Below are 24,460 nucleotides of genomic sequence, written 5' to 3'. Positions count from 1 at the left end.
GGGTTGGGGGGGGGGTGTTGGTGCGGACTCCCGCCGTACGGGATCCCGCACGAGGGGATCCCGTACGCGGAAGGCCGTCCTACGGGAGGTTGTGGACGTGCGGTCCGACCGCGTTGGACCAGGCGTTGCCGGCCGTCGCGTCCCAGTTGGTCGACCAGGTCATCGCACCACGCAGGTTGGGCCAGGTCTGCGAGGGCTTGAAGGAGCCGCAGTTGGTGCCGCGGGCCAGGCAGTCCAGCGCGTTCCTCACGATCGACGGGTCGACGTAGCCGCTGCCCGCTCCGCGGGTCGAGGCCGGCACGCCCAGCCCGACCTGGGAGGCGTCGAGGCCGCCCTGGAGCTGGATGCAGGCGAGCGCGGTGAGGAAGTCCACCGAGCCCTGGCTGTACACCTTGCCGTCGCAGCCGAGCATCGAACCGCTGTTGTAGTACTGCATGTTGACCACGGTCAGGATGTCCTTCACCGCGAGCGCGGTCTTGAAGTACTCGGTGCCCGTGTTCTGCATGTCGATGGTCTGCGGGGCCATCGTCAGGACCATCGACGAACCGGCCTTGGCGGAGAGCTGGCGCAGCGCCTTGGTCAGGTACGTGGAGTTGATGCCGTGCTCCAGGTCGATGTCGACCCCGTTGAAGCCGTACTCCTGCATCAGGGCGTACGCGCTGTCCGCGAACGCGGTGGCGGAGGCGTCACTGTTGATGGTGACGTTCCCCTTCTCGCCGCCGACGGAGACGATGACCGACTTGCCGGCCGCCTTCTTCGCGGCGACGTCCGCCTTGAAGTCGGCGACGGAGGCGTAGCCGACGGCCGGGTCCAGGTTGAAGACGATCTGGCCGGGCGTGGTGGTGGAGTCGGCGAAGGAGACGGCGATGATGTCGTACTGCGCCTGGACGTCCCGCAGCTTCTGGACGGTCGCGCCGTTGTTGAAGTTCTGCCAGTAGCCGGTCAGGGCGTGCTTGGGGACGGACGGACCGGGGCCCGGGTTGGTGGTGCCGGTCCGGGCCGAGACGGCGGTGGACTTGGCCGACTCGCCCGCCGCGTTGGTCGCGGAGACCTGGAACTGGTACGTCGTGTTGGCGGCGAGGCCCGTCACGGTGGCCGAGGTGCCGGAGACGGTCTGCGCCAGGGCGCCGTCCCTGTACACCTTGTAGCCGGTGGCGCCCGAGACCGCGTTCCAGTTCAGCGCGACCGAGGACGAGGTGACCGTGCCCGCGGCGAGGCCCGCCGGGGTCGACGGGACGACCGGGTCGGGGTCGGTGCCGCCGCCCCCGTCGGGGCCGAAGACGGAGACGTCGTCGACGTGGTAGGCGGCCTGTCCGTACCAGCCGTGGGTGTAGACGGTCACCGAGGTGGTGTTCGCGCCGGTGGTGAAGCTGGTGGTCAGCTGCTTCCAGGAGGAGCTGTCGGGCGTCCAGGTGGAGACGTCCGTGGTCCCGGTGCCGCTCGCGCCGAGGTAGGTGTACCCGCCCTGCACCCAGGCGCTCAGGGTGTACGTCGAGTTGGGCTTGACAGTGACGACCTGGCTGCACCGGGCGTTGTCCTGGCCGGCCGGGGTCGCCCTGAGGGCGCCGGCTCCCGTCCGTACGGGCGAGGAGACCGCGGAGCCGCTGCCCGCCGTACAGGTCCAGTTGGCGGTGCCGGACTCGAAGCCGGCGTTCTTGGCCACGTTGACGTCCGCGGCCTGGGCGGTGCCGGCGCCGCCGACGACGACGAGCCCGGAACCGACGGCCAGCGCCAGGGCGCCGCCGATCCATCTGCGGGAGCGTGTGGTGGTGCGGTCCACTTGCTGCCTCCGGAGGGGGAGTTGGGGGTGTGGAGGGTCGGAACGGTGGCCACCGCTGAGGGAACAAGCTGGTCCAGACCAATCGAGTTGTCAAGACCTCTGGAGGGGGCGGGAGTCGGGGGCCGGGGTCCGCGCGTGGGTCCCGGGGCCCACCGCCGGCCGTGCCCAGGCCCAGGTCCGGGCCCACCTCCGGGCCCAGCGCAAGGGCCGTGCGGGCCCAGAAATCTCCTGGCGCTTGGCGGATTGTGTGTTCACCAGCCCACGGTCCGTGGATAAGGTGCAGAAGCACCGCGCTGTGCAGTAACGCAGTGAACGCAGTGAGTCATGGGGACATGGGGACGGGGAGCCCGACGTGCCGACAGCGATCGCGGTCACCAGTGCCGATCTGGTGCTGCCACCGACCGACCAGCAGACACCGACCGCCGCCGTCCTGCCGGCGCCGGGGACCCAGCCCCTCGCCTCCGCGGTCGCCGACCTCCAGCTCCTCCTCGACCGGTACGGCCATGTGATCGTGGTCTGCCCCACCTCCGTGCCGAACGCCACCGAGCGACGGCTGCATGCCGTGCGGTCCCTCCTGGAGAGCGACCGGATCGCCCTGGTCAAGACCGACCTGCCGCCGCTCGGCACCGCCGTCCTGGCCCGGCAGCTGCGGCAGCTGTCCGCCTGCGACTTCAGCCCCGGCGTCGTCGCCTCCGCCGCCCGGCTGCTCGCCCACTACATCTACGCGGGGGCCGTCCTCGGCTCCGTCGCCAAGCTCGACCGCGTACCGGTCAGCCTCAAGTCCCACCTCAAGGGGTGGATGCCGGGCGCGCAGTTCGCCGTCCTCGCCGGGCCCGTCCCCCAACTCGTCCGGATCGCGCCGGGCGCCGAGCCGCCCGCCGGACCCGAGTTCGCCACCCAGCTCCTTCTGGCCCGCGGACAGCTGCAGACCGAATGGCCCACCGGCACCCTCGCACCCCGCTGGCAGGTCCAGGGCGTCCAGGAGGCCCCGCTGCCCGCCGAGTCGCCGCGCTGGTGGGGCACCGGCCGGCTGGTCGAGTTCGCGGCCTATCTCCCCGACATCGCGGTCCTCCACCACCTGGTCTCCTCCGTACGCCGCGAGACCTGCCACTGGTGCCGGATGGAACTCATCGGCGACCGCTGCGGATTCTGCTCCGCCCCCCTGCCCGCCACCGTGCCGCCCGCCGCCTCGGCCGAACCCCGGGCGCTCACTTCCCCTGTCCGCTGAGTCACACGGAACCGATCGAGGTTGTACGGCCATGAATTCCCGCCAGCGCCGTGGCGTCCTGCTCCTCCTGCTGTCCGTCCTGTGCGCCCTGGGCGCCTTCGCCGGAGTCCTCTCGGTGATCGGTGACGTCAACTCCAAGGTCGGACCCGAGGTGAAGGCGTACCAGGTCAGGAAGGACGTGGCGCCCTACACCCCGCTGAGCGCCGGGCAGTTCGAAGAGATCGCGATGCCCGAGCGCTGGCTCTCGGACAACGCCGTCACAGACCTCGCGCAGATCGAGGGCAAGATCGCCGTCACCACCCTCCGGGCCGGCTCCCTGCTCCAGTCCGACATGATCGTCAAACGTCCGGCGCTCCAGCCCGGCCAGCAGGAGATCGCCATCATGATCGACGCCGCCACGGGAGTCGCCGGCAAGATCACCGCGGGCGCCACGGTCAACATCTACGCCACCTTCGACGGCGAGAAGGGCGGACAGCCAGCCCAGTCCAAGATGATCGTCGCCAACGCCCGCGTCCTGGACGTCGGCAAGCTCACCCCCATCAGCGACTCCGAGAACCGGAGCAGCCGCGCCACCGAGGCCGTGCCGATCACCTTCGCGCTCTCCACCCTCGACACCCAGCGCGTCGCCTACGCCGAGTCGTTCGCCCAGCACGTACGCCTCGCCCTCGTCGCGCCCGGCGGCGAACCCACCGTCGACCCGCGCGACCGCACCTACACGCTCGACAAGGACAAGTGAGGCAGGCCATGACCACCAGGATCCTGCCGGCCGTCGCCGACCCCGACGCGGCCCGGGCCGTCACCACGCTGCTCAGCCAGCTCCCCGACGCCGAACCCGCCGCCCCCGTCGCCGACTCCACCCACCTCGTCGACACCCTCGCCCGGCTGGCCGCCGAGTCCCTCGACGAGCTGCCCGAGGTCGTCGTCGTCCACGAACGGATCGGCCCGGTCCCGGCTCTGGAGCTGATCCGCGAGGTCGCGCTCCGCTTCCCCGCCGTCGGCGTCGTCCTCATCACCGCCGACGCCAGCCCCGTCCTCTTCTCGGCCGCCATGGACTCCGGCGCCCGCGGCCTGGTCACCCTCCCCCTCGGCTACGAGGAGCTCGCCAGCCGCGTCCAGGCCGCCGCCCAGTGGTCCGTCGGCGTCCGCCGGCACCTCGGCAGCGGCGCCGACGTCCTCACCGGACCCGGCGGCACCGTCGTGACCGTCAGCGGCGCCAAGGGCGGCGTCGGGACCACCGTCACCGCCGTCCAGCTCGCCCTCGCCTCCCGGGCCTCCGGCCGGAACGTGGCCCTCGTCGACATGGACCTCCAGGGCGGCGACATCGCCTCGTACCTCGACGTCCAGTTCCGCCGCTCGGTCGCCGACCTCGCGGCCGTCGACGACATCTCGCCCCGCGTCCTCCAGGACGCCGTCTTCACCCACGAGACGGGCATCGCCCTGCTCCTCGCCCCCGGCGAGGGCGAACGCGGCGAGGACGTCCCCGACCGCGCCGCCCGCAAGATCGTCGGCGCGCTGCGCTCCCGCTACGACGTCGTGGTCGTCGACTGCGGGACCCATCTGACCGGCGCGGGCGCCGTCGCCGTCGAGATGGCCGACGCGGCGCTCCTGGTCACCACCCCGGACGTGGTCGCGGTACGAGCCGCCAAGCGGACCGTACGGATGTGGGACCGGCTCCAGATCCGCAAGGCGGAGGAGAGCACGGTCCTGGTGAACCGGTACACGCGCTCCACCGAGATCCAGCCCGCCCTCATCCAGAAGATCACCGGGACCCGGATGGCGGGCGTGGTGGTCCCCGCCAACTTCAAGGAACTCCAGGGCGTCGTCGACGCGGGCAGGATGCACGAACTCGACGCCCGGTCGAGCGTGAAGCAGGCCCTGTGGTCGCTCGCCGGCGAACTGGGCCTGGTCGGCACACCGGGGTCCGCCTCACAGCGCGCCTCGACCGGGTCGGGTCCGGGCTCGGGCAAGCAGCTCGCCCTCACGCGCGGGGACGACCGCGGATCGCTGGGGCTGCGCCGCCGCGGGAAAGGTCGCTGAGCCATGCCGGCGTACCGGGACGCGTCGACGCGCGACAAGGGGCAGGTGGCCGTCGAGTTCCTCGGCATGGTGCCGCTCATCCTGCTCACGCTCGTCCTGCTCTGGCAGTGCGTCCTGGTCGGCTACACCTTCACCCTCGCCGGCAACGCCGCCGACGAGGCGGTACGCGCCGGGGCCGTCGACGGCGACTGCCAGGCGGCAGGGACGCGCCACCTGGACGGGGCATGGGCCTCGGGCGCCTCGGTGTCCTGTGCCCCGTCCGGCTCCGGGGACATGGTGACCGCGACGGTACGGCTCAAGGTGCCGGTGCTGTTCCCCGGCGCGATCAGCTTCCCCTTCACCGTGACCGGTGAGGCCGGAGCCGTACGGGAAGAGAGGGAGGGGCCGTGAAGGCACGTGACCGGGGCCAGGTGGCCGTCGAGTACCTGGGGTTCCTCCCCATCCTGCTGCTCGTCGCCCTCGCCGGGATCCAGCTCGGACTCGCCGCGTACGCCGCCCAGCAGGCGGGCACCGGAGCGCGCGCCGCCGCCCGGGCCGCCACCCACGACGACACGACGCTCGCCCCCGGGGCGGCGGGCAGAGCGGCGATGAGCGACTGGATCGCCGAACGCGCGGGAGTCGACGTCGACGCCGGCGGCGACGAGGCCGTCGCGACCGTCACCGTACGGATCCCGTCCGTCGTCCCCTTCTGGGACTTCGGCGAGGTCCGCAAGAGCGCCACCCTGCCCCTGCCCGAGGAGGACGAGTCATGAGCCTGCGGGCCCGCATCAGCGCCCCCGAGGAGAACGGCCCCGGAGGCCGCGAGGACGGTCATCTCGTCGCGTCCTTCCGCGCCAAGCTCCTGGAGGAGATCGACCTCACCGAGATGTCGGCCCTCGCCGCAGCCGAGCGACGGGCCCGCCTCGAACGCGTCCTCGGGCACATCATCAGCCGCGAGGGCCCCGTCCTCTCCACCGTCGAACGCGCCCAGCTCATCCGCCGCGTCGTCGACGAGGCGCTCGGCCTCGGCGTCCTCGAACCCCTCCTCGAAGACGCCTCCATCACCGAGATCATGGTCAACGGACCCGACCAGATCTTCATCGAGCGGGCCGGCCGGGTCGAACTGCTGCCGCTCCGCTTCGCCTCCCACGAGCAGCTGATGCAGACCATCGAACGCATCGTCTCCACCGTCAACCGACGCGTCGACGAGTCCAATCCGATGGTCGACGCCCGGCTGCCGTCCGGCGAGCGCGTCAACGTGATCATCCCGCCGCTCTCCCTCACCGGCGCGACCCTGACCATCCGCCGCTTCCCCCGCGCCTACACCCTGCGCGAGATGATCGGCCTCGGCTCGCTCGACGAACAGATGCTGTTCCTGCTCGCGGGGCTCGTCCAGGCGAAGTTCAACGTCATCGTGTCCGGCGCGACCGGCACGGGGAAGACCACCCTCCTGAACGCGCTGTCCGGACTGATCCCCGAGGGCGAACGGGTCATCACCATCGAGGACTCGGCCGAACTCCAGCTCCAGCAGTCCCACGTCATCCGCCTCGAAAGCAGGCCGCCGAACATCGAGGGCCGCGGCCAGGTCACCATCCGCGACCTCGTCCGCAACTCCCTGCGGATGCGCCCCGACCGCATCATCGTCGGCGAGGTCCGCGGCGGCGAGACCCTCGACATGCTCCAGGCGATGTCCACGGGACACGACGGCTCGCTCGCCACCGTCCACGCCAACTCCGCCGAGGACGCCCTGATGCGGCTCCAGACGCTGGCCTCGATGTCCGAGGTCAAGGTCCCCTTCGAGGCGCTCCGCGACCAGATCAACAGCGCCGTCGACGTGCTCGTCCAGCTGACCCGGCACGCCGACGGCACCCGCCGCGTCACCGAGATAGCCATCCTGGCCTCGAACGGCCGCGAACGCTTCACCCTCGCCACCGTCTGCCGCTTCCGCGCCCAGCCGCTCGCGGCCGACGGCCGGGTGTACGGCGCGTACGAGTACCACCCGCTGCCGCGACGCGTCGCCGACCGGCTGTACATGGCGGGCCAGCCCATCCCGCAGGCCTTCGGCGTCGCCGCGTCCGACGAGCAGCTCGCCACCCGAGAAGCGAAGTAGGAGGGGGACGGAGATGAACCCACTCACCTGGCTGGTGACCGGTGTCGCGCTGCTCTGCTGCGTCCTCGCCGTACTCGGCATCCACCTGTACGCGAGCGGCGCCGCTCAGCGCGCGGCCCTGGTCGCCCGGCTCACCCGGACCGGCGAACCGGAGGGGGGCGGCCGCCGCAGGCGCCGCTTCCGGGGCATCGACCGACGCGTCCGCCGGACCGCGTTCGGCCGGAAGCTGGAACTGCGGATCTCCGCCACCGGCCTCGACCTGACACCCGGCGAGTTCGTCGTCGCCATGTCCGTGACCGTGGCCGCCCTGTGGATCGCGGGACAGTCCGTGCTCTCCCCGTTCTTCGGCCCCATCTGCGGCTTCCTCGGCGTGTGGGTCGCCATGGGCTTCCTGAACTGGCAGCGGCAGAAGCGCATCGAGAAGTTCATCAACCAGCTGCCGGAGCTGTCGCGGATCCTCGCCAACGCCACCCAGGCGGGGCTCGCCCTGCGGATGGCGCTCAGCATGGCCGCCGACGAACTGGAAGCGCCGGCGGGCGACGAACTGGAGAAGGTCGCCCAGCAGCTCGCCGTCGGCACCTCCATCGACGACGCCCTCGGCGAACTCGCCGAACGCCTCCCCTCCCGCGAACTCGTCGTCCTCGTCACCACCCTCGTCCTCGCCAACAAGGCCGGCGGCACGGTCGTCGCCTCGCTGCGCAACCTCACCGAGACGCTGGAGGAGCGCAAGGAGACCCGACGGGAGGTCCGTACCCAGCTGTCGCAGGTCAGCATGACGGCGTACGCGGTCCCGGTGATCGGGATCGGCTCGCTGCTGCTCATCGACAACATGCAGCCCGGAGCCCTGGACCGGATGACCGGCTCCGGCCTCGGCCAGTTCGCCGTCGTCGCCGCCTTCGCGCTGTACATCGTCGGCTTCGTCGTCATCCGCCGCTTCTCGAAGATCGACGTCTGAGGGGCTGGACATGGACCTTCTGCTCGCCCTCGTCGCCGCCCTCTCGGTCGCCGGGATCTTCCACGGCATCCGCCTCTACCGCGCGGACGCCAAGCTCCCCGGCGACCTCCAGCTCGCCCTGGAGGTCGGCTCCACCCGCACCGGAGCGGTCGACTCCGTCGTGGACCGGCTGGGGATGCGCTACTCGGCCGCCATACTCCGCGCGATGGGCCCGAAGCGGGTCAACGCCGTACGGCGCAGGATCGACCTGGCGGGCAACCCCGGCGGGCTGACGATAGACAGATACGGAGCCCGGCGCGCGGTCTACGGATTCCTGGGCGGCCTGGGCGGCCTGGTGATGCTCTCCAACGGCGACCTGCTGGTCGCCCTCCTGCTCTTCGCCTTCGCCGCCTTCTGGACCGAGGTCGGCATCTGGTCCGCGATCCGCATCCGCAAGGACCAGATCGAGCGGACGCTGCCGGACTTCCTCGACGTCCTGGCCGTGGTGGTGTCGGCCGGGCTCGGATTCCGGCAGGCGCTCGACCGGGTGGCCGACAAGTACGAGGGCCCCTGGGCGGACGAACTCCGGATCACCCTGCGCCAGATGGACATGGGCGTGAGTCGCCGGCAGGCCTTCGACGAGCTGCGGCGCCGTAACGACTCCGAGCAGGTGGCCCAGTTCGTCACGGCGCTGCAGCAGGGCGAGGAGCTCGGCGCGCCGATCGTCGACACGCTCATCCAGATCGCCAACGACATGCGACGGACGGACGCCCAGAACGCCCGGCGCAAGGCGGCGAAGGCGGTCCCCAAGGCGACGATGGTGATCACGACGCTGATGGTCCCGGCGACGATGATCCTGCTGGGCGCGGGGCTGTTCCTGGGGACGGGCACGAACTTCGGCTCGATCACGGGGGAGTGAGGGCCGTGTCGGTACCCGTGGCCGTGTCGGTCTCGATCGAGGTGAACGCCCTCCAGGCGATGTGCCGCCAGGTCTTCGGCTTCCGGCTGGCGATGATCGCCCTGGCGAGCCCGACGGCCCTGATGGGAGCGGCACCGGGTGTGGCGGCCTGGCTGGTGGGAGCGGCCGTGCTGGTCACCTTCATGGGGTCGTACGTGATGTTCCGGGACTGGGAACGGTTCGGCCCGCTGCTGCTCCGGCACCCCGCGCTGCTCGCCGCGGACACCCTCTTCGGCTCACTGCTCCTGGTCACGGCGGGCCCGCAGAGCACGCTCGGATACGTCAGTGTCTGCACCCCGCTGCTCGCGGGCCTCGCCTACAGCTGGCGCGGGGCGGCCTTCTTCGCCTGCCTCCAGTCGTTGATCCTGCTGGCGATCCACGCCACGGAGGTGGGCGAGGTGGGTGGTGTGGGGGATGCGGCGCTGCTCCCCGGCCTGTGCGTGATCACGGGCGCGCTGGGCGTCACACTCCGGAACCTCCTGCTCCGCTTCGGCGCCGCGACCCGGGCCCTCACGGAGGCCCGCACGCGCCTGGCCGCCGCCCAGGCGGTGGAGGAGGAACGGGCCAGGCTCGCCCGCGACATGCACGACTCGGTGGCCAAGACCCTGCACGGGCTGGCGCTGGCGGCGGACGGCCTGGCGGAGGCGCCGGACCCGCGACAGCAGGCGCTGGTCGTGGCGCGCTCGGCACGGAGGGCGGCGGCGGAGTCGCGCGAGCTGCTGGCGGACCTGCGGAGGCAGTCGTACGGCCTGGGTGAGCAGATCGACCTCTCGTCGGAACTGTCGCTCCGGGTACGGGACTTCGCCCGCCGCTCGGGCATCGAGGCCCACTACAAGGGGGTCGCTCCGGGTTCGGTGCCGCCCGTTCCCTACGCGGTGGCGCGGCAGCTGTTGACGATCGCCTCGGAGGCGATGGAGAACGCGGGCCGCCATGCGGCGCCCACCCGGGTGGACGTCTCGGCCGGCGTCGTGGCGGGCCTGCTCCGGATCAGCGTGTGCGACGACGGCCGCGGCCTGCCGCCGGGCACGACCCTCGACGACCTGCGCAGGACGGGCCACTTCGGCCTGGTCGGCATGGTGGAGAGGGCGGCGGGGGTCGGGGCGCGTATCAGGATCGGCAGGGGAAGCGTGGTGCGCGGCACGGAGGTCCGCCTGGAACTTCCGGTCGAGGGGGTCGCGCGATGACGGTCACGGTGCTCGTCGCGGACGACAACCCGGTGGTACGGGCGGGGCTGCGGACCCTGCTGGACAGCGACGCGGCCTTCCGGGTCGTCGCGGAGGCCCCCGACGGCCGCACGGCGGTGACCCTGACGGAGTACCACCGCCCGGACGTGGTCCTGCTGGACGTCCGCATGCCGGTGATCGACGGTCTGACGGCCCTCCCGCACCTGGCCCGCCTGGCGCCGGTGCTGATGCTGACGTACAGCGGGGAGCACGAGATCGTCAGGGAGGCGCTGAGGCTGGGGGCGGGCGGCTACCTGGTCCACGGCGAGTTCACCCCGGAGCAACTCCGAACGGCGGTCCACGACGTCTCGGCGGGCCGGGCCCACTTCACCCCGACGGCGGCGAACGCGGTGCTGGGGCTGGTGAGGGGTGCGACTGCACACGATGGAGTGCGGCCAACTGTCTCGATTTCATTGAGATCTGACGAAAGCCCTTCGCAGCTGCAACCGAATGTGGCACGGTATGGACTGAGCGTGAGGGAGGGGGAGGTGATGGACCTGATCGCGTCGGGCCTCAGTAATCGACAGATCGCGGACACCTGCTTCATCAGCGAGAAGACGGTCAAGAACCACATCAACCGCATCTTCGCCAAACTCCACGCGCGAACCCGCAGCGAGGCGATAGCGGCATGGCTGGGCACGCGAGGGATCCCGGGCGACCTCCCGGGCGGGCGCGGCACGCTCGGCACGGGGAGGACCTGGTGATCTGGGCCCGGGTTTGGGCCTACGGGCCCTGTGGGGAGGAGGGGATGGGGGCGTACCGTGCGCGGGCCGAGATCGGCATCGGCACGGGGACGTTCGAATCCGGAGGGGACCACGATGAACGACGTCATGCTGCGGGCCGTGACGAAGGCGAAGGTACGCTTCGGCGGCTGGGTCCGCGCGAGGTCGGGGGATCGGGGGCAGACGGCGGTCGAGTACCTGGGGATCATCGTGGTGGTGGTGGCGATCGTCATCGCGATCTCGGGCACGAGCATCGGCCAGGACATCAAGAACGCGATCAGCACGAAGATCGCCAGTCTCACCGGCGGTGGCGGAGGCGAGTGACCGGTCGTCGTCCTGACGACCGTGGACAGGCCTTTCCCGTCTACATCACGGTGGTGGCAGGCCTGCTTCTCCTTGCGTTCGCCTACTTCGCGGTAGGACAAGCCGCCGCGACCCGGAACGGGGCCCAAACGGCTGCTGACGCTGCCGCATTGGCTGCGGCACAGGATGCACGGGAGCAACTCAGGGATGGATGGCTGAAGGTCATCCTCGATCCCGCGCAATGGGATGACTTCCTCACGGGGCAGGACTATGGCGAGCTTGCCGCGTGTCAGCGGGCGGCCTCGTTCGCGGCGAAGAACGACGCGGAACTCTGGGGTGAGGGCTGTCGCCGTCTACCCGTGGGTGAAGAGGGATTCCGTGTGGACGTCCGCACGTTGAGCACCGTCGGGGACTCGGTGATCCCCGGCACGGATGAGCAGCATGCGTTCGCGTCGGCGACAGCCGTGATCGAACCACGCTGCACCTTCGACGCTCCTGAGCCGGAGCCCACACCGACGGAGTCGGCCGAACCGGACCCTGGCGAGACCGAGGACGAGAAGCCCGGGCCGATCCTCGGTCTTTCGTGCGACGGTGAGGCCTGGGATATCGATCCGGACCGGCCGGACCTTCCGGGCGTTGCCGATCTCTTCACTGTCCGACTGGCTGATTGACAAGCAGAGGAATTCCGACACATGAGCGTTCGGTGCGCGACGAAGCCGCGTAGAGGGATGGTCGCGATCGTCATCGCGGCCGGACTGGCCCTTGGCGTCGGCGGCTGTGGCAGCGACGAAGCGCCGTCGCAGGCGAAGCCTTCCGCGTCCCAGTCCTCGAAGGCGCCTGAAGCCGGCAAAGGGGCTCAGACTCAGGAGCCCACCGAAGTCCTGGCCATCCTCAAGGGACAAGAGGGGCTCGAGTTCACTGTCGAGTCGGCGAAGCGTGACGTCGGAGGGTTTCTGACCGTCAGTGGAAAGCTGGCCAACACCTCGGATGCGGTTCGGATCATTCCCGCCCAGCTCGCGGGTGACGAGACGGAGATTGTCAAGCACGGTACTTCGCTGGGTGGTGCGACCCTCGTCGATTCGCTGGGGAAGAAGCGCTACTACGTCCTGCGGGACACAGACGGCCGGCCTCTGACAACCACCGGCCTGTCGAATCTCGGAGCAGGCCGCTCCACGAACGTCTTCATGCAATTCCCCGCCCCTCCGGCCAACACCGCCGAGGTGACGCTCCAGCTGCCCACCTTCCGCCCCGGCACCATCAAACTTTCCTGAGGCAGCCATGACGACATCGAGCCGCATCGCCGTCCTCACCGCAGTCCTCCTCCTCGCCACCGCCACCCCCGCCCTCGCCGACGATCCCCCCAACTCCACCTCCAGCGGCTCCCCACCCCCCGCCATCGACGCGAACTCGCCCGAGCTCATGCTTCCCGACGGCGCCACCCTCGCCCCCGCCAAGATCCTCGACATCAAGCAGGTCGTCGAAGAGGAAGGCGGCGAGCAGCGCCGCGAGGACACCAACGTCGACGTCACCTTCGCCCTCCAGGCCGAGGTCCTCTTCGGCAAGGACAGCGCCAAGCTCGGTCCCGCCGCGACCGCCCGGATCGCCGCCATCGCGGTGGAGATCAACAAGCAGAACTCCAGCAAGGTCCGCGTCTTCGGCTTCACCGACAACCTCGGCACGTACGAGCACGGCCTCAAGCTCTCCAAGCAGCGTGCGGACGCCGTGCAGCAGGAGCTGGCGAAGAACCTCGACCCGGGGAAGACCTTCGACATCCGCGGGTACAGCGAGGACTACCCCATCGCCGACAACGGCACGGAGGAGGGCCGCACCAAGAACCGCCGCGTGGAGATCTCCTTCCCGAGGACGACAGGCGGCTGAGACCGCATGCGGGGAGCGCGCGTCACCCCAGGTGCCCCAACGCCGTTCGGATCGTTGTGAGCATGTGGGTCGGGTGGTGGAAGACGTCCGTTGCCGTGAAGCGGAGAACTCGGTGGATCGCCGGGCAGTCGGTGAGTTCGTTGAAGCGGTGGATGTCGCGGGCGTGGGCCTGGCGCGTGCCGTGGAAGGCGTAGCCCTCGATCTCGATGGCCAGGCCCGCCTCGCGGAAGAGGAAGTCCGGGCGGAGGGTGCGGCCCGAGCGGGAGTGGAGGAGGGGTTGGCACTCGGGGTGGAGGCCGGCGTCGTGCATGTGGAGACGGGCGATCGTCTCCGCAGGGGAGCCCGAGGCCGCGTTCGTCAGAGGGAGCCAGCGACGGGCCCGGGGCGCCCCCGGGCGGCGTGCGGTCAGTTCGGCAGCCAGGGCCTCGTGGTGGACGATCGGCTCACGGCGCGTTCCCCGGACCGTACGGCGCGACAGCGCCGAGTCCGCCGCGACCACCGCCGCCTCGCGTGTGCCGCAACTCCGCATCAGGTCGCCGACCGTCCGCGCCGGACTCGTCACCCGCAGGCCCGACCGGACGCACATGTCCTGTTCGGCGAGGCCGCCCGTCCTGTGGACCCGCAGGTCCGGCCGGGTGGATCCACCGACACCTCGGCCGGCCGTGAATTCCAGTACCTCCCCGACGTCCCGCGTCGCGTCCAGGACCTCCACCCGGTGCAGCACCGCCGCCGTGCCGTGGCTGCACACCAGCTCCGGACGCAGCAGCTGGACCGCCCTCGCCCTGACCTTCCAGTCCACCTCCTTCCCCGGGACCACCCACGCGCCCCGACAGATCCGCTGCCACCCCTCATGGCGCAGTCGCCTCCCCAGTCGGCTGCCCCCCGACCAGCCCGCCGCGTACGCCCACGCGGTCAGGAGCACCCCGCCGCGGGCCAGTCTCGCCAAGTCGTGCATGGCTCCAACGATCCACGGGCGCCCGACAGTTCGCACCCCCTGTGGATAACCCTCGCCCTCATGCCCCATCCTGGTCGAAACGGGCACCAGGACTCCTCCGGAGTGGACTGCTGATGACGACGACGCCGAGCGTGCAACTGGTCAGCGACCTCGTGAACCACATCCCCGAATTCCGGGACGCCTTCGACACCCATGTCTTCAACCAGGGCGGCGTACTGCCCCACGTCTTCTTCTGGGACGTCGTCCAGGACACCGTGCGCTCCTTCCTCGGCGAGGCCCCGGGCACGGCCGACTGGCGCCGCACCCTCGACTTCCTTGAGGAGCAGAGCGGGCGCGGGGTCCTCGGCATCGACGAGGTCATCGTCACCTCGTTCCTCAACGACCTGCCCTACCCCGACGAGCCCGGCCACGCCATCGTCCTCCAGCTCGGTCCCGTCATGGCCGCGCGCTTCGGGCGGATCCGGCCCGGGGGATGAGAGGGGGAGGGGAGGCGAGCCGCACGGTCTCCTCCTGCTCGGGCGCGAGGAAGACCCCGGTCCGGTCGGCGAGCCAGGCCAGGTCGGGACTCCTCCTCCGTCCTCCCGACCGGCCTCGCGCGTGCTGCCGACATAATCGAGCGCATGTCCCCAGATCGACCCCGTCCTCCGGAATCCCTCGCCGCCGCCCTCGGCGGCTACGCCGCCACCCGCGTCATCGGCCTCGCGGTCCTCGCCGTCGCCGCCGTCGCGGTCGGCAAGGACGGGCTGCACCGGCTGACGGGTCGCTGGGACGCCGTCTGGTACGTCCGCATCGCCGAGAACGGATACGGCTACCAGGTCACCCTCCCCAACGGGAGCGTCCACTCCGACCTCGCCTTCTTCCCCCTCTTCCCCGCCCTCGAACGGGCGCTGTCCACCGTCCTCCCCGTCGACGCCGCCACCGCAGGACTGCTCGTCTCCTGGGTCGCCTCGCTCGCCGCCGCCTGGGGGATCTACGCCGTCGGCAGCCATGCGGCGGGCCGGCAGGCCGGTGTCGTCCTCGCCGTCCTCTGGGGCGTGTACCCGACCGCGTTCGTGCAGTCGATGGCGTACACGGAGACGCTCTTCACCGCCCTCGCCGCCTGGTCGATCCTCGCCGTGCTGCGCGACCGCTGGATCCTGGCCGGTGCGCTCTGCGTGCTCGCCGGACTGACCAGGCCGACCGCCGCCGCGCTCATCGCCGCCCTCGGGATCACCGCGATCGTCACCGTCGTGCGCGAACGGAAGCTGCCTGTCCGTATGGCGGCCGGCGTGCTGATCGCCCCTCTGGGCTGGCTCGCCTACATCGTCTACGTCGGGGTACGGGAGGGCAGCCCCACCGCCTACTTCGACGTCCAGGCCGCCTGGGGCAACTCCATCGACGGCGGGGTGGCCCTCGCCCGCTTCATCTGGGGGCTGCCGCCGCTCGCCGCCCTCGGGCTCTGCGCGGCGCTCGGTCTGCTCGCCTGGCTGGTGGTGCTGTGCGTACGGCAGAAGCAGCCACTGCCGCTGCTCGTGTACACGATCGCCGTGGTGGTCGTCTCGCTCGTCGGCGCCGCGTACTTCGGCTCCCGGCCACGGCTGATGATGCCCGCGTTCGGTCTGCTGCTGCCGGCCGCGGTGGCGCTCGTACGGCTCCGGGTACGCAACCGGATCCTCGTCCTCGCCGGGCTCGCCCTCGCGTCGGGGGCCTACGGAGCCTTCACTCTCCTCGGCTCGGGACCACCGTGACCCGTACGCCCGGCCGCACACCCCACCCCGCCATCGCGCCGCTCTCCGCCTCCAGCACGTGCCGGCCCCGCGGCCGGATCATGCCGAGCCGCCCCGGCCTCATCGTGACCACGTCCAGAACGGTGAACGAACGGTCCAGGTAGGCCACGTCGATCGCGAAGCGCATACCGAAGGTGTGCACGCTGTTCGTCGGGGTGATGAGCAGGGCGCCCCCGATCCCGTCCCTGCCGAGCAGGCCCCGGCGCCGCGCCCGGTAGGACGCCGCGATCTCCAGCGGGAGCGAGTCACGCCCCACGAGCAGACTCCCCGCTCCGTCACGCCATTTCCCCGGTCTCCCCATGGGGGAGACGGTAGCGGCCCGGCTGGGTAGGGTGCCGCGCGTGTACGCCATGCTGATCGTCGTCGCCGCCCTGTGGGGTGCCGTGGCAGGGCTGCTCGTGCCGCGCGCCGCGTACCGGCTCTCGGTCGAGCCGGAGGAGCCGTGGCGGGACAGCTGCCAGGCGGGGCACGCCCTGGTCGGCCCCGGGCGGGGCTGGCTCGGCGGCCCGGGCTGCGCCGTCTGCACGGACGACCGTACGCCCGGCGCCCGTACGGTCCGTACGGCGAGCGCGGAACGTACGGAGCACCCCGGCTCCCGGCCCTCGGCACCGCGCCTCGCGTCCTCCCCGCTCGCCCCCTCCCTCCTCACCGGCCTCGCCTGTGCCGTCCTCGCCGCCGCCACCGGCCCCCGCCCCGAACTGGCCGTCTGGCTCCTCTACGCGCCCTTCGCCGTACTCCTCTCGACCGTCGACGTCCGCGTCCACCGACTGCCCGACCAGCTCACGCTCCCGCTCGCCGTCGCCACGCCGCTGCTCCTCCTCGGCGCCGAACTCCTGCCGTACGAGGCCGGCTCCTGGCTCCACTCGCTGCTCGGCGGACTCGCCCTGGGCGGCGGCTACCTCGTGCTGTACCTGATCCACCCGAACGGCATGGGCCGCGGCGACGTCAAGCTCGCCCTCTCGCTCGGCTCCGCCCTCGGCTGGTACGGCTGGGGGATCCTCTTCGTCGGAGCCTTCTCGGGGTTCCTTCTCGGCTCGTTGTACGGGCTCGGCCTCGTTCTCGCGCGGCGCGGAAGCCGTAAGTCGGCGATCCCGTTCGGGCCGTTCATGATCGGCGGCGCGCTGTTCGGCGTGCTCATGGGAGCGTTCGTCGCTACCCCCTAGCATCCGCATATATGTGGACAAAGACCGGCGATATGCCGGACCTGCCAGGTGATCCGTCCGAACCGGCCGCCAAGGCCCCACCGGTCGCCGAGCGGCCCGCCGCCCCCTCGCTCCGCAAGCGCTCCCTCCTGCCCTGGGCCTGGGCCGTCGGCCTGTGCCTCCTGTACGCGTCCGTCGCCCTGCGCCGCCACTTCCTCCTGCGCACCACCGGCTACGACCTCGGCATCTTCGAGCAGGCCGTGCGCGCCTACTCCGAGGTCCGTGCCCCGGTCGTCCCGTTGCGCGGCGAGGACTTCAACCTCCTCGGCGACCACTTCCACCCCCTTCTCGCCGTCCTCGCGCCGCTCTACCGGATCTGGCCCTCCGCGACGTGTCTGCTCGTCGCCCAGTCCGTCCTTCTCGGCCTCGCCGTCGTGCCGCTCGCGCGCTGGGCCCAGCGGGCGCTGGGCACCTGGGCGGCCCATGCGGTCGCCGCCGCATACGGGCTGAGCTGGGGCATCGCCTCCGCCGCCGCCTTCGACTTCCACGAGGTCGCCTTCGCCGTACCCCTGCTGGCGTTCTCCCTCGAAGCGCTCGGCCGACAGCGCTGGGGCGTCGCGGTCGCCTGGGCCGTACCGCTGCTGCTCGTCAAGGAGGACCTGGGGCTCACCGTGGCCGCCATCGGCGTGTACGTCGCGGTCAAGGGCCCGCGCCGGCTCGGCGCCGCGACCGCGGTGGGCGGGCTGCTCGGCTCGGTCCTCGCGGTCAAGGTGCTGCTGCCCGCGGTGAATCCTTCCGGGGAGTACTTCTACGGCGGCAACCTGCCCGACACCGACGGGTCTCTGCTCGCCACCCTCGCCATGCTGCCGATCGACCTGCTGCAGCCCGAGGTCAAGGCGGTGACCCTGGTCCTGATCTTCGCCCCGTCCGCGCTGCTCGCCCTGCGTTCGCCGCTCGCGCTGATCGCCGTCCCGACGCTCGCCTGGCGGATGCTCTCCGAGAACAGCTCCCACTGGGGCACGGCTTACCACTACAGCGCGATCCTGATGCCGGTCGTCTTCGCCGCTCTCATCGACGCGCTGTCCGTGTGGCGCCGTGAGCCGTATCCGCTCCGGGTCCGTCAGCTGCGGGCCTCGCTCCTCACCGTCCTCGCGGTGACGGTGGTCCTGGTGCCGGCCTTCCCGCTCGCGCAGGTGGCGGCGGTGTCGACCTGGCGCGCCGACCCGCACGTCGAGACCGCCCGCACGCTGCTGGCGCGGATCCCCGACGGGGCGACCGTGGCGGCCTCCAACCGGCTGGTGCCGCAGCTCACTTCGCGCTGCTCGGTCGTGATCTTCCCGACGTACCCCGTGGACGAGAAGGCGCCGAAGTCCCCCTTGAGCTTCATCCCGCAGCCCACCGCCGAGTGGATCGTCCACGACCGGGAGGCGCCGGAGGGCTGGCTGTTCCGGCAGGGGCAGTGGCCGTACCGGCTCGACGTGCAGGAGTCGGAGCTGAGGCTGGCGCGTCAGGTGTACGGGTACGAGCTGGTGGCGGAGGGAGACGGGGTGACGCTGCTGCACCGTCGGGGGACGTGACGACGCGCCCAGGGCGGCCCCAGCGGGCGGGCACGCATGCCACCCGCCCCGCCTCACGCGAGCCACCCGTCCGGCCTCGCTTCACGCGCGCGTGCGGCCCGGTCGCCTCCGGCCCGAGGCCGCCGCCCGCCCCGCCTTACGCGCCATCCCACCCGGCCTCGCTTCACGGGCGTGCTGCTTGGCCTCGCTTCACGGGCGCGTGCCGCCCGCCCCGCCTTACGCCCCGCTTCACGCACGCATGCCGCCGCCCGCCCCGCCCCGCTTCACGCGCGCGTGCCGCTCATGCGTGTGGGCCCACCTTCACCGGGCCCACCGTCAGTTCCGCCGTGCCCTCCAGGACCGTCCCGACCCGGGCGGTCTGCGCCTCCAGCGCGCGCAGTCGCGTCGCGCTCAGCTGCTTCAGCGGCTCCACCGTCACCGCGATCCGCTTCCCGGAGCGCCGCTGGTGCCACACCCCGGCGACGACCCCGTCCACCAGCAGCACCGGGTAGTTCCCTGCCTGCCCGCCCGCCAGCGCTCGCTCGTACGCCTTCCCCGGGAAGAGCCGGTCCCTCGGCTGCGAGGCGATCGAGAACGCGTCGAAGTACGGCAGCAGCCGCACCCCGCGCGCGGGCGAGTCCGGGAACTCCGTGTCCCCGGCGACGACCCACGCCGCCTCGTCCTCGAAGGAGACCTCCTCGATCCTCCCCTCCCCGGCCATCGCGGCGAACAGCTCACCCGCCCAGCCGGTCGGCGCCGCCAGCCAGCGCGCGAAGTGCTTCGGGGTCGCGGGGCCGTACGCGTACAGATAGCGCTCCACCAGCGCGCGCAGCGCCTTCGTGCGCTCCAGGGGGCGTGCCCCGGGGTTCGTGTACGTGACCTTCCGGCCCCTGTCCGCCCCGAAGGCGAGGACCCCGCGCCAGCCTGCCAGGTGGGTCACCTGACGCCAGCGGGGCCACTTGTCCTGGAAGGCCTCCATCACCCGGTCGCCGGCCCAGGGCCCCGTGCGCGCCACGATCGCGTCCGTCAGCTCGTCCACGGTCAGCTCCGCGCCCGTCAGCGCGTCCCCGATCGCCGCGATGACCTCCTCGGTCTGCGCCTCCGTCATCCGCAGCCCCTCGGGCAACGCGCGCGACCACGGCACGGCGGAGAGCGCCCCCGTCCACAGCGGCAGGTCGCCGGCCGGCAGCAGGTGCACGGTGCCGCGCGGGCCGTACGTCTTGACCAGCGTGCGGTCCTCCCTCACCGCGGCACGCACCTCCGCCCGCGTCGCCTCCGCCGTGCGCAGCGCCAGCGACAGCTCGGCGGCCGAGAGGACCTGGGCGTGCGCCCCGAGCATCGCTGCGGCCACGGCCGCCGGCGGGGCGTCGGTCGGTTCGTCCAGGAACTGCCGGTGGATCCTTCGGGCATCGGCCTGGGCCCAGCCGACCTGTGGTGGGGTGATGGTCATGGCTCGACGGTAGGGCCGGAATAGGTCGGAGCCTGTCCGCCTTGACCGAACAGTCGCGACGAATCGAGGAGTTGGCGATGGCCAAGGGGAAGACCACGTACGGCTGCGGGCTCGACGCGGCCGTCGATGTCGTCGGCGGCAAGTGGAAGCCGCTGATCCTGTGGGCGCTCCATGCGCACGGCGCGACGCGCCTGGGGGAGCTCAGGCGGCAGCTCACCGGTGTCAGCGAGAAGGTGCTGATCCAGCAGCTGCGCGAGCTGGAGGCGGACGGAGTCGTCCACCGGGAGATCTACCCGGAGGTGCCGCCCCGGGTGGAGTACTCCCTGACCGAGTTCGGCGAGGCGCTGAACACGGCGCTGCTGCCGCTGGGGGAGTGGGGCGACCGCTTCATGACCGAGATCCTTGCCCGTAAGGCGGAGCAATCCGCCTGAGCCGGGTCCGGCCGACCGCCCCGCGCCCGGCCGTCTGACCTGTGCGGGAGGTGCCCGCCGTCAACCGGGGGCCTCTTCTGGGGGGTCCCTCTTGGGAGGTACGAAACCCGCCGCCACGCCGGGGCGCAAACCCGCCAACGGGCCTCACGACCCTTGTCCCGCTTGCTCTCCGGCAATTCCGGGACAGACCATTGGTGCCGCGTGGCACGCAGCAGGGCTGATGAAGGGTTATGGTGGAAACCCCCCCTCGGGCCGGTCCGTATCCCCCCCACGGACCGGCCCGTTTTTCGTTCCCGGACCCTGGCACCGGGCCCCAGGTCCCGTGACCCGGAGGCGGTGACCCAGGACCGGCACCGGGACCCGGCCCTCCCTGGACGCCAAGCCCTCAGGGCCCCGACGCGGTCAGTTCCGTCCGGCCCAGATGTTGGTGCCCTCGGTGTCCACGGCGAAGGAGTCGATCTCCTTCAGCTCCTCCTCCGTCAGCGGCGGCCCGGCCAGCGCGGCCACGTTCTCCTCCAGCTGGGCGACGCTGGACGCGCCGATCAGCGCGGAGGTCATCCGCTCGTCGCGCAGCACCCACGACAGCGCCAGCTGCGCCAGCGACTGCCCGCGGCGCTCGGCGATGTCGGCCAGGCCGTGCAGCCGCCGCAGCACCTCGTCGGAGAGCAGGTTCGGGTCGAGGGACTTGCCCTGCGTGGCCCGCGAACCCTCCGGGATGCCCTTCAGGTACTTGTTGGTGAGCAGCCCCTGCGCCAGCGGCACGAAGGAGATGCAGCCCATGCCGGCCGCCTCCAGCGTGTCGAGGAGGGCGTCCTCCTCGGTCCAGCGGTTGATCATCGAGTACGACGGCTGGTGGATGAGCGCCGGGACACCCATCTCCTTGAGGATCCGCGCGGCCTCGGCGGTCTGCTCGCTGTTGTAGGAGGAGACACCCACGTACAGCGCCTTGCCCTGCTGGACGGCGGAGGCGAGCGCCCCCATCGTCTCCTCCAGCGGGGTGTGCGGGTCGAAGCGGTGCGAGTAGAAGATGTCGACGTAGTCGAGGCCCATCCGCTTCAGCGAGGCGTCGAGCGAGGACATCAGGTACTTGCGGGAGCCCCACTCGCCGTACGGGCCGGGGTGCATCAGATAGCCGGCCTTCGTCGAGACGATCAGCTCGTCCCGGTAGGACGCGAAGTCCTGGGCGAAGATCTTGCCGAAGTTCAGCTCGGCCGAGCCGGGCGGCGGTCCGTAGTTGTTCGCCAGGTCGAAGTGGGTCACACCGAGATCGAAGGCGCGGCGCAGGATCGCGCGCTGCGAGTCGAGCGCGCGGTCGTCGCCGAAGTTGTGCCACAGGCCGAGGGAGACGGCGGGCAGCTTGAGCCCGCTGCGGCCGGTGCGGCGGTACTCCATGTGCTCGTAGCGGTCCGCGGAGGCGCGGTACAGGGAGGAATCAGTCACGTATCTCTGCTTATCACGGACTTGTGACAGTCCCGGGCTGGGAGCCTTTGACCCGTGCGCAGTAATGTGGCGGCTTCGGGGACCGCCGCGGCATGGAGGGGTTAAGAACAGTGAACCTGCGCGACCTGGTGTACGGGCTCTACGCACGCCGGGTGGAAGGCCGCCTCGACCATGCCCAGGTGCCCAAGCACATCGGCGTGATCCTCGACGGCAACCGGCGCTGGGCCAAGGCCTCCGGAGGTACCCCCGAGCAGGGTCACAAGGCCGGCGCCGACAAGATCCAGGAGCTGCTCGGCTGGTGTGCCGAGACCGACGTCGAGGTGGTGACGCTCTGGATGCTCTCCACGGACAACCTGAACCGGCCCGAGGCGCAGCTCGTCCCGCTGCTCGCGATCATCGAGGACGCGGTGCGCGCCCTGGCATCCGACGGCCGCTGGCGGGTGCACCACGTGGGCACGCTCGACCTGCTGCCCGCCCGCACGCAGTCCGTACTGAAGGAAGCCGAGCAGTCCACCCACGACAACACGGGGATACTCGTCAACGTCGCCGTGGGCTACGGCGGCCGCCAGGAGATCGCGGACGCGGTCCGCTCGCTGCTCCTGGAGCACGCGGACAAGGGGACGAGCTTCGAGGAGCTCGCGGAGATCGTCGACGTCGAGCACATCTCCGAGCACCTCTACACGCGCGGTCAGCCCGACCCGGACCTGGTGATCCGTACGAGTGGTGAGCAGCGTCTGTCCGGATTCATGCTGTGGCAGAGCGCCCACTCGGAGTACTACTTCTGCGAGGTCCACTGGCCGGCCTTCCGCAAGGTCGACTTCCTGCGCGCGCTGCGCGACTACGCGGCCCGGCACCGCCGCTACGGCACCTGACGGAGGCCGGCGGCCACGGCCCCGACGGAGGCCGGGAGTCCGCCGCGGGGCGGGGCACCTGGGCGGGGGGCCGGGGGGTCGTCCCCCGGAAGGCACAGTATGAACACGTCGTCATATGCCATGGCATGGCGGCGGGTGTTCGAGGGAATACCCCTTCCAGAGTGAGCGGCACGGAGACCGCCACCCGGGAGGCCCGTTGCACCAGGACGACCGTGCAGGACATGTACGGACGGAGCGGAGGGCCGGAGCTCGGCCCGCGCATCGTGGCCAGAGCCCGGTCCCATCCCGCAGCGACACCGCTTCCGTCGCGCCCCGACCTCACAAGGGTCGTCAAAGGGGGTCTGTCCTTCCGTGGTGACCAGCACTAAGCGCCGCTTGTCCGACAGGCGCACCTATGTTCTCGACACCAGCGTCCTGCTGGCCGACCCCAACGCCGTGTCCCGCTTCGACGAGCACGAGGTCGTGCTCCCGATCGTCGTGGTCACCGAGTTGGAGGCCAAGCGGCACCACCCCGAGCTCGGCTACTTCGCCCGGGCGGCCCTGCGCCTCCTGGACGACTTCCGGGTCAGGTACGGGCGCCTGGACTCCCCGCTCCCCATCGGGGACCTGGGAGGCACCCTGCGTGTCGAGCTGAACCATTCCGACCCCGGCGTGCTCCCGGCCGGCTACCGGTTGGGGGACAACGACTCACGGATTCTCGCGGTCGCGCGGAACCTCCAGGCCGAGGGGTACGACGTCACGGTCGTCTCCAAGGACCTGCCGCTGCGCATCAAGGCCTCCTCGGTCGGTCTCCTCGCGGAGGAGTACCGCGCGGAGCTCGCCATCACGGACTCCGGTTGGACCGGAATGTCCGAACTGGCCCTTTCCGCCGACCAGGTGGACATCCTGTACGACCAGGACACGCTGTACGTCCCGGAGGCCGCCGAGCTGCCGGTGCACACGGGTCTGGTCCTGCAGTCCGAGCGGGGCAAGGCACTCGGCCGGATCACGGCGGAGGGCAACGTCCGGCTGGTGCGGGGCGACCGGGAGGCGTTCGGCATCCGCGGCCGCAGCGCCGAGCAGCGGATCGCGCTCGATCTGCTCCTCGACCCGGACGTCGGCATCATCTCGATGGGCGGCCGGGCCGGTACGGGCAAATCCGCGCTGGCGCTCTGCGCGGGCCTGGAGGCGGTCCTGGAGCGTCGGCAGCACCAGAAGGTGATGGTGTTCCGTCCGCTGTACGCGGTCGGCGGCCAGGAGCTCGGCTATCTGCCGGGCAGCGAGGCCGAGAAGATGAGCCCCTGGGCGCAGGCGGTCTTCGACACGCTCTCGTCGGTGGCGAGCCGTGAGGTCATCGAGGAGGTGCTGGGCCGCGGGATGCTGGAGGTCCTGCCGCTCACCCACATCCGGGGCCGCTCCCTCCACGACGCGTTCGTCATCGTGGACGAGGCCCAGTCCCTGGAGCGGAACGTTCTGTTGACCGTTCTGTCCCGTATTGGGGCGAACTCCCGTGTGGTGCTGACCCATGACGTCGCGCAGCGCGACAACCTCCGGGTCGGCCGGTACGACGGAGTGGTCGCCGTGGTCGAGAAGCTGAAGGGTCATCCGCTCTTCGCCCACGTGACCCTGACCCGCTCCGAGCGCTCGCAGATCGCCGCGCTCGTGACCGAGATGCTGGAGGACGGCCAGATCTGACCCGTTTCGCACCGTCCCGTAC

Annotated in this window: 26 protein-coding genes; 21 read left to right on the top strand and 5 right to left on the bottom strand. The window is 71.3% G+C overall.

Translation table 11 applies throughout. The features are described from left to right. Positions 1 to 79: 79 nt before the first annotated feature. Entirely contained in the window at positions 80 to 1,780 is a 1,701-nt protein-coding gene (locus tag ACFQ7Q_RS26050; protein WP_383559216.1) for a chitinase, read from the bottom strand. 352 nt (positions 1,781 to 2,132) lie between these two features. Here ACFQ7Q_RS26050 and ACFQ7Q_RS26045 point away from each other — a divergent pair, with 352 nt between their 5' ends. From ACFQ7Q_RS26045 to ACFQ7Q_RS25980, 14 genes are all read left to right on the top strand, one after another. Then, positions 2,133 to 3,008 carry a hypothetical protein gene (locus tag ACFQ7Q_RS26045; RefSeq protein ID WP_383559214.1) on the top strand — a complete coding sequence of 292 codons (876 nt, stop codon included), beginning with the start codon at positions 2,133 to 2,135 and terminating at the stop codon, positions 3,006 to 3,008. Between the two features lie 31 nt (positions 3,009 to 3,039). Next, entirely contained in the window at positions 3,040 to 3,744 is a 705-nt protein-coding gene (cpaB, locus tag ACFQ7Q_RS26040; RefSeq protein ID WP_383559212.1) for a Flp pilus assembly protein CpaB, read from the top strand. 8 nt (positions 3,745 to 3,752) lie between these two features. Further along, complete coding sequence (locus ACFQ7Q_RS26035; RefSeq protein WP_383559211.1) at positions 3,753 to 5,045, top strand: CpaE family protein; 1,293 nt, start codon at positions 3,753 to 3,755, stop codon at positions 5,043 to 5,045. Between the two features lie 3 nt (positions 5,046 to 5,048). Next, the gene (locus tag ACFQ7Q_RS26030) at positions 5,049 to 5,435 is read left to right on the top strand and encodes a TadE/TadG family type IV pilus assembly protein (RefSeq protein ID WP_383559209.1); all 387 of its coding nucleotides are present in this window, start codon (positions 5,049 to 5,051) and stop codon (positions 5,433 to 5,435) included. After that, positions 5,432 to 5,797 (top strand): TadE family protein, encoded by a 366-nt coding sequence (locus ACFQ7Q_RS26025; RefSeq protein WP_383559207.1) that lies wholly within the window; start codon positions 5,432 to 5,434, stop codon positions 5,795 to 5,797. The genes ACFQ7Q_RS26030 and ACFQ7Q_RS26025 overlap by 4 nt, the downstream gene beginning before the upstream one ends. Beyond that, on the top strand, positions 5,794 to 7,134 hold the full coding sequence (locus ACFQ7Q_RS26020) for a CpaF family protein (RefSeq protein ID WP_383559205.1): 1,341 nt from the start codon (positions 5,794 to 5,796) through the stop codon (positions 7,132 to 7,134). Before ACFQ7Q_RS26025 ends, ACFQ7Q_RS26020 begins: the two co-directional genes overlap by 4 nt. Before the next feature lie 13 nt (positions 7,135 to 7,147). Next, positions 7,148 to 8,089 carry a type II secretion system F family protein gene (locus ACFQ7Q_RS26015; RefSeq protein ID WP_383559203.1) on the top strand — a complete coding sequence of 314 codons (942 nt, stop codon included), beginning with the start codon at positions 7,148 to 7,150 and terminating at the stop codon, positions 8,087 to 8,089. 10 nt (positions 8,090 to 8,099) lie between these two features. Then, entirely contained in the window at positions 8,100 to 8,987 is an 888-nt protein-coding gene (locus tag ACFQ7Q_RS26010; RefSeq protein WP_383559201.1) for a DUF5936 domain-containing protein, read from the top strand. Positions 8,988 to 8,992: 5 nt separating this feature from the next. Further along, entirely contained in the window at positions 8,993 to 10,210 is a 1,218-nt protein-coding gene (locus ACFQ7Q_RS26005; RefSeq protein WP_383559199.1) for a sensor histidine kinase, read from the top strand. After that, entirely contained in the window at positions 10,207 to 10,953 is a 747-nt protein-coding gene (locus ACFQ7Q_RS26000) for a response regulator (protein ID WP_383559197.1), read from the top strand. Before ACFQ7Q_RS26005 ends, ACFQ7Q_RS26000 begins: the two co-directional genes overlap by 4 nt. A 114-nt stretch (positions 10,954 to 11,067) precedes the next feature. Then, entirely contained in the window at positions 11,068 to 11,295 is a 228-nt protein-coding gene (locus ACFQ7Q_RS25995; protein ID WP_383559195.1) for a Flp family type IVb pilin, read from the top strand. After that, positions 11,292 to 11,945: a pilus assembly protein TadG-related protein gene (locus ACFQ7Q_RS25990; RefSeq protein WP_383559194.1), complete on the top strand. Its 654-nt coding sequence runs from the start codon at positions 11,292 to 11,294 to the stop codon at positions 11,943 to 11,945. Before ACFQ7Q_RS25995 ends, ACFQ7Q_RS25990 begins: the two co-directional genes overlap by 4 nt. 57 nt (positions 11,946 to 12,002) lie before the next feature. Beyond that, positions 12,003 to 12,545: a hypothetical protein gene (locus ACFQ7Q_RS25985; RefSeq protein ID WP_383559192.1), complete on the top strand. Its 543-nt coding sequence runs from the start codon at positions 12,003 to 12,005 to the stop codon at positions 12,543 to 12,545. A gap of 7 nt (positions 12,546 to 12,552) precedes the next feature. Beyond that, positions 12,553 to 13,152: an OmpA family protein gene (locus tag ACFQ7Q_RS25980; protein ID WP_383559190.1), complete on the top strand. Its 600-nt coding sequence runs from the start codon at positions 12,553 to 12,555 to the stop codon at positions 13,150 to 13,152. Positions 13,153 to 13,174: 22 nt separating this feature from the next. On the opposite strand, the gene ACFQ7Q_RS25975 is transcribed toward ACFQ7Q_RS25980, so the two are convergent. Further along, entirely contained in the window at positions 13,175 to 14,107 is a 933-nt protein-coding gene (locus tag ACFQ7Q_RS25975; RefSeq protein ID WP_383559189.1) for a hypothetical protein, read from the bottom strand. Positions 14,108 to 14,220: 113 nt separating this feature from the next. Between ACFQ7Q_RS25975 and ACFQ7Q_RS25970 the strand changes: the two genes are divergently transcribed. Then, on the top strand, positions 14,221 to 14,583 hold the full coding sequence (locus ACFQ7Q_RS25970) for a hypothetical protein (protein ID WP_383559187.1): 363 nt from the start codon (positions 14,221 to 14,223) through the stop codon (positions 14,581 to 14,583). Positions 14,584 to 14,727: 144 nt separating this feature from the next. Further along, entirely contained in the window at positions 14,728 to 15,834 is a 1,107-nt protein-coding gene (locus tag ACFQ7Q_RS25965; protein ID WP_383559185.1) for a hypothetical protein, read from the top strand. On the opposite strand, the gene ACFQ7Q_RS25960 is transcribed toward ACFQ7Q_RS25965, so the two are convergent. Next, the gene (locus ACFQ7Q_RS25960; protein ID WP_383559184.1) at positions 15,806 to 16,174 is read right to left on the bottom strand and encodes a DUF192 domain-containing protein; all 369 of its coding nucleotides are present in this window, start codon (positions 16,172 to 16,174) and stop codon (positions 15,806 to 15,808) included. The two genes, ACFQ7Q_RS25965 and ACFQ7Q_RS25960, sit on opposite strands and share 29 nt — an antisense overlap. A gap of 40 nt (positions 16,175 to 16,214) precedes the next feature. Here ACFQ7Q_RS25960 and ACFQ7Q_RS25955 point away from each other — a divergent pair, with 40 nt between their 5' ends. Together ACFQ7Q_RS25955 and ACFQ7Q_RS25950 are read left to right on the top strand one after the other, a co-directional pair. After that, positions 16,215 to 17,036, top strand: coding sequence for a prepilin peptidase (locus ACFQ7Q_RS25955; protein ID WP_383559182.1), 822 nt, complete (start codon positions 16,215 to 16,217; stop codon positions 17,034 to 17,036). Positions 17,037 to 17,047: 11 nt separating this feature from the next. Then, positions 17,048 to 18,592: a DUF2079 domain-containing protein gene (locus tag ACFQ7Q_RS25950; protein ID WP_383559180.1), complete on the top strand. Its 1,545-nt coding sequence runs from the start codon at positions 17,048 to 17,050 to the stop codon at positions 18,590 to 18,592. Positions 18,593 to 18,872: 280 nt separating this feature from the next. On the opposite strand, the gene ACFQ7Q_RS25945 is transcribed toward ACFQ7Q_RS25950, so the two are convergent. Further along, positions 18,873 to 20,021: a winged helix DNA-binding domain-containing protein gene (locus tag ACFQ7Q_RS25945; protein ID WP_383559178.1), complete on the bottom strand. Its 1,149-nt coding sequence runs from the start codon at positions 20,019 to 20,021 to the stop codon at positions 18,873 to 18,875. 77 nt (positions 20,022 to 20,098) lie between these two features. On the opposite strand from ACFQ7Q_RS25945, the gene ACFQ7Q_RS25940 reads away from it, so the two are divergent. Beyond that, positions 20,099 to 20,452 carry a winged helix-turn-helix transcriptional regulator gene (locus ACFQ7Q_RS25940; RefSeq protein WP_383559176.1) on the top strand — a complete coding sequence of 118 codons (354 nt, stop codon included), beginning with the start codon at positions 20,099 to 20,101 and terminating at the stop codon, positions 20,450 to 20,452. Positions 20,453 to 20,854: 402 nt separating this feature from the next. On the opposite strand, the gene mgrA is transcribed toward ACFQ7Q_RS25940, so the two are convergent. Next, a complete protein-coding gene (mgrA, locus tag ACFQ7Q_RS25935) occupies positions 20,855 to 21,892 on the bottom strand; it encodes an L-glyceraldehyde 3-phosphate reductase (RefSeq protein WP_383559174.1) in 1,038 nt (345 codons plus the stop codon). Between the two features lie 110 nt (positions 21,893 to 22,002). Here mgrA and ACFQ7Q_RS25930 point away from each other — a divergent pair, with 110 nt between their 5' ends. Together ACFQ7Q_RS25930 and ACFQ7Q_RS25925 are read left to right on the top strand one after the other, a co-directional pair. Next, positions 22,003 to 22,764 carry an isoprenyl transferase gene (locus tag ACFQ7Q_RS25930; protein ID WP_383559173.1) on the top strand — a complete coding sequence of 254 codons (762 nt, stop codon included), beginning with the start codon at positions 22,003 to 22,005 and terminating at the stop codon, positions 22,762 to 22,764. Between the two features lie 351 nt (positions 22,765 to 23,115). Beyond that, complete coding sequence (locus ACFQ7Q_RS25925) at positions 23,116 to 24,438, top strand: PhoH family protein (RefSeq protein WP_383559171.1); 1,323 nt, start codon at positions 23,116 to 23,118, stop codon at positions 24,436 to 24,438. Positions 24,439 to 24,460: the final 22 nt, after the last annotated feature.

Origin of the sequence: Streptomyces sp. NPDC056527 (genome assembly GCF_042794475.1) — a bacterium.
In the GTDB taxonomy this organism is placed as follows: Bacteria; Actinomycetota; Actinomycetes; order Streptomycetales; family Streptomycetaceae; genus Streptomyces.
The sequence above is the reverse complement of the archived record's forward strand: the minus strand, read 5'-3'. Positions and strand labels throughout refer to the sequence as shown.

Coding starts and splice junctions, on each gene's coding strand:
- ACFQ7Q_RS26015 (WP_383559203.1), top strand. CDS start 7,148: ATGAACCCACTCACCTGGCTGGTGACCGGTGTCGCGCTGCTCTGCTGC.
- ACFQ7Q_RS26000 (WP_383559197.1), top strand. CDS start 10,207: ATGACGGTCACGGTGCTCGTCGCGGACGACAACCCGGTGGTACGGGCG.
- ACFQ7Q_RS25965 (WP_383559185.1), top strand. CDS start 14,728: ATGTCCCCAGATCGACCCCGTCCTCCGGAATCCCTCGCCGCCGCCCTC.
- ACFQ7Q_RS26035 (WP_383559211.1), top strand. CDS start 3,753: ATGACCACCAGGATCCTGCCGGCCGTCGCCGACCCCGACGCGGCCCGG.
- ACFQ7Q_RS25985 (WP_383559192.1), top strand. CDS start 12,003: ATGGTCGCGATCGTCATCGCGGCCGGACTGGCCCTTGGCGTCGGCGGC.
- ACFQ7Q_RS25945 (WP_383559178.1), bottom strand. CDS start 20,021: ATGACCATCACCCCACCACAGGTCGGCTGGGCCCAGGCCGATGCCCGA.
- ACFQ7Q_RS25940 (WP_383559176.1), top strand. CDS start 20,099: ATGGCCAAGGGGAAGACCACGTACGGCTGCGGGCTCGACGCGGCCGTC.
- ACFQ7Q_RS26010 (WP_383559201.1), top strand. CDS start 8,100: ATGGACCTTCTGCTCGCCCTCGTCGCCGCCCTCTCGGTCGCCGGGATC.
- ACFQ7Q_RS25970 (WP_383559187.1), top strand. CDS start 14,221: ATGACGACGACGCCGAGCGTGCAACTGGTCAGCGACCTCGTGAACCAC.
- ACFQ7Q_RS25980 (WP_383559190.1), top strand. CDS start 12,553: ATGACGACATCGAGCCGCATCGCCGTCCTCACCGCAGTCCTCCTCCTC.
- ACFQ7Q_RS25950 (WP_383559180.1), top strand. CDS start 17,048: ATGTGGACAAAGACCGGCGATATGCCGGACCTGCCAGGTGATCCGTCC.
- ACFQ7Q_RS25995 (WP_383559195.1), top strand. CDS start 11,068: ATGAACGACGTCATGCTGCGGGCCGTGACGAAGGCGAAGGTACGCTTC.
- ACFQ7Q_RS25975 (WP_383559189.1), bottom strand. CDS start 14,107: ATGCACGACTTGGCGAGACTGGCCCGCGGCGGGGTGCTCCTGACCGCG.
- ACFQ7Q_RS25960 (WP_383559184.1), bottom strand. CDS start 16,174: ATGGGGAGACCGGGGAAATGGCGTGACGGAGCGGGGAGTCTGCTCGTG.
- ACFQ7Q_RS26020 (WP_383559205.1), top strand. CDS start 5,794: ATGAGCCTGCGGGCCCGCATCAGCGCCCCCGAGGAGAACGGCCCCGGA.
- ACFQ7Q_RS26030 (WP_383559209.1), top strand. CDS start 5,049: ATGCCGGCGTACCGGGACGCGTCGACGCGCGACAAGGGGCAGGTGGCC.
- cpaB (WP_383559212.1), top strand. CDS start 3,040: ATGAATTCCCGCCAGCGCCGTGGCGTCCTGCTCCTCCTGCTGTCCGTC.